The organism is Oleiphilus sp. HI0080 (genome assembly GCF_001635135.1).
Genome location: NZ_LWFU01000653.1, coordinates 1 through 2730, shown reverse-complemented (window position 1 = coordinate 2730; position 2730 = coordinate 1). Strand labels below are relative to the sequence as shown.

The 2730-nt window shown below is 47.8% G+C and carries 4 protein-coding genes; all 4 read left to right on the top strand.

Going from position 1 to position 2730, the window contains the following annotated elements; translation table 11 throughout:
• Window positions 1-144: 144 nt before the first annotated feature.
• Window positions 145-747 (top strand): N-acetyltransferase, encoded by a 603-nt coding sequence (locus tag A3751_RS14235; RefSeq protein WP_068457265.1) that lies wholly within the window; start codon window positions 145-147, stop codon window positions 745-747.
• A 175-nt stretch (window positions 748-922) separates the two neighbouring features.
• Window positions 923-1777, top strand: a complete 855-nt coding sequence (locus A3751_RS23600; protein ID WP_231876900.1) for a hypothetical protein — start codon at window positions 923-925, stop codon at window positions 1775-1777.
• The gene (locus A3751_RS23595; RefSeq protein WP_231876899.1) at window positions 1774-2313 is read left to right on the top strand and encodes a hypothetical protein; all 540 of its coding nucleotides are present in this window, start codon (window positions 1774-1776) and stop codon (window positions 2311-2313) included. The genes A3751_RS23600 and A3751_RS23595 overlap by 4 nt, the downstream gene beginning before the upstream one ends.
• 23 nt (window positions 2314-2336) lie before the next feature.
• Window positions 2337-2730: metallophosphoesterase (locus A3751_RS14225; RefSeq protein ID WP_197466365.1), on the top strand; the 394-nt coding region annotated here is incomplete at its 3' end.

Here is a 2730-nt window from a genome sequence, read left to right as displayed (position 1 = left end):
ACTTTCTTTATTAGTAAATTCTAATTATAACTGTACAAAAATAGCAGCCGAAAACACGCGCTTTGGGCCGAAAATGACAGTGTCTGCTAACTGGTTTTAGGTTAGCTTGTGACGATAAGAAACTCGATATTAGCGTTGCTACGTATGATAAAGCTTGATCAACTACACCCCGGTGAGCGCGAGCGCGTAACCGAAATAATGAACGATGTCTTTGGCGATGACCCGATTCAACGATGGATATTTGGCCCAACGATGGATGTCGGTCTATTCTTCGGACAGTCGGCTCATGCGCTCTACCTACACCAGGATTGCAGCTTCGCGTCGGCTGATAATCAAGCCGCTGTTTTAATGCTCAAGCCAAATACCAAAAAGAAAATCTCGATATTTAAAATGCTGCCTCTACTCAAGCCAATGCTTAAGCATGGCGGGCTCAAGGCCCTGAAGCGCGGAATCGTGGCTGATGAGATTGCCAGCAAAAAGGCGCCGAAGTTTCCTTTTTATTACATTTTTGCGATTGGCGCCTGCAAAACGGCGCGCGGCAAGGGTTATGGGTCTGCTCTAATGAATCATTGCATTAAAATCGCTGAAGCTGACCAAATGCCCATCTACCTTGAAAACAGCAAGCAAGAAAACCTCCGGTTTTATCAAGGCCACGGCTTTGAAGTCATCGAAAAAATCAGCATCGGGAAAAGCAGCCCTCCCATGTGGCTAATGGTACGCCAACCACATTTTGCAGAATCGCGATAGCCTGTTTAATCACGGATTCGCTGTGCAAATAACAAAATTGTACGCATAATATTGATCCTTTGTCGGAACTTTCGGGCAAAGGATTAGTCTACGAGTCATGTTTTTCCAAAACTGTCTGACACTTTCCTAAATAACGAATGGCGCGACATGAAATCGCCAAATTCTCGGAGTATCCATGAGTTACGTTCTCCCTCTAGTGGTCGCCCTGCTTGCTGCAATCTCTTTTGCTTTGTCGCCTCGCGCAAAAACCAACGAAAGCTTCTTTGGCGGACTCTCTCCCTCTGGCAAAAGCCCAACACTCTTCACCTTAGTGCTTAGCCAAGTAACCACCTGGATCTTTGCTCGATCTTTGCTCAATGCCGCCATTCTGGGTTACTACTATGGAGTTTGGGGAACCCTAGCCTATGCGGCGTATTACTTGTCATTTTTAACCGGCGCAGCAATTATTGACTCACTGCGGTTTAAACATGGCTTCAATAGCGTTCAGCAGTTTCTATTTGCTCGCTTCGGGACGGTGGGTACAAGCTGCTTCAACTTCGTGATTGGTTTAAGACTGATCAGCGAAGTGTTCGCCAACATTTTGGTCATCGGCATATTGTTCGGTGCCGCGGGCAGCGGCAGCTATACGATCGCAGTACTCGCTTTTGCTCTGATCGCTCTAGGCTATTCGATGATGGGTGGCTTGCACGCATCGCTGCGCACAGATGTGATGCAAATGGTTTTGTTTATTGGCGTCTTGCTTGTCCTGTTATTAAATACCGCATCACAAGGTCTGTTTACGATCGAGTCTCTAGGATTTGTCGCATTCGACATCAGCGAGCCTGGTCCTATTTTGCTTATAGTTGCCTTACTTCAGGTCTGGAGCTACCCAATGCATGACCCAGTCATGATGGACCGCGGATTCCTCGCCGACAGAAATACAACCCGCCGCAGCTTTTTACAAGCCGCTTGGATCAGCATCATTTGCATCATCGCGTTCGGTATACTCGGCGTTGTCGCTGGTGCAAATGCAATAGATGTGAGTCCATGAACGCAGCGCTGGAGCGCTTGCTTGGCGCGCTACCGATGCTCTTGTTTAATATCGCGCTTATCATCTCTGCCATGTCAACACTCGACAGTACACTTTCCAGTTCTGCAAAGCTGGTCGCCATTGATATGAAGGCCACCGCAGCTACAGTACGAAATGGTCGCCTGATCATGCTCGGCTTCATGTTGCTTGGTTTACTCATGGTCTTTATCGGCAACAAAGATTTGTTCAGCGCGGTCGCCGTTAGCGGTACAGCGTCTATGTACCTTGCGCCAGTGATTTTCTTTTCACTTTGGGGAAATTTTCGAAACATTCCGGTGTGGTCTTACTTGGCGGCATTTGTATTCGCATTTAGCGGCGCGCTGCTCTACTTCCTCGAATCTTCCGGCCACACCGCGCTGCTTGGCGAGACCCATAAGTATACAAAGCTGCTATGGATCTCACTGTCAGTGCTGCTGAGCGGATGCGCGACATTTGCTTTGGGCGCACTACTGTCTAGACCGACAGAGCAAGCCTTACCCTACTCAGGTCTAGATTAAGCATGCACATAGATATAGGCACAATGACAAGTCCTGTAATCGTCTTTGGTGGACCGTACAGCAACCTCGCGGCATTGACAGCGATGAAGCAAAAGTCGGCAGAACTGCAGGTACCCGCCACAAATATAATATGTACAGGAGATGTTGTGGCTTACTGCGCGCAAGCACAAGAAACGATAGACCTTATTCGCGATTGGGGAATTCACGTTGTGCAAGGCAATTGCGAGGACTCTTTAGCGAACGACAAGGAAGACTGCGGTTGCGGATTCGATGAAGAGAGTGTTTGCGATATCGCTTCGAAACAATGGTTTGCGTTTGCTCGTAAAGCAGTGAACAAAGAGTCAAAAAACTGGATGGCGACCTTACCAACGTCGATTAGTTTTTCCTATAACCACACAGCAATGCATGTCATTCATG